Raw genomic sequence first — 233 nt, 5'->3', positions numbered from 1 at the left:
GGAGAAAACGGTATGGCGGAAATTGGTATTTTTGTCGGCACCATGTACGGGAATTCACTGTTAGTGGCCGAAGAAGCGGAAGCGATTCTGACCGCGCAGGGCCACAAAGCAACGGTATTTGAAGATCCTGAATTAAGCGACTGGCTGCCCTATCAGGATAAGTATGTTCTGGTGGTTACGTCCACGACCGGGCAGGGCGACCTTCCTGATAGCATTGTGCCACTCTTTCAGGG

Annotated in this window: 1 protein-coding gene; it reads left to right on the top strand. The window is 51.9% G+C overall.

The window, feature by feature from the left end; genetic code table 11:
* Nucleotides 1-12 precede the first annotated feature (12 nt).
* On the top strand, nucleotides 13-233 hold a 221-nt coding region (locus AAEY87_RS14455; RefSeq protein ID WP_350657667.1), incomplete at its 3' end, for a flavodoxin domain-containing protein.

The sequence above is a fragment of the Psychrobacter sp. S1-30-MNA-CIBAN-0213 genome, assembly GCF_040309845.1.
GTDB lineage: Bacteria > Pseudomonadota > Gammaproteobacteria > Pseudomonadales > Moraxellaceae > Psychrobacter.
This window is presented reverse-complemented; position numbering and strand designations above follow the sequence as displayed.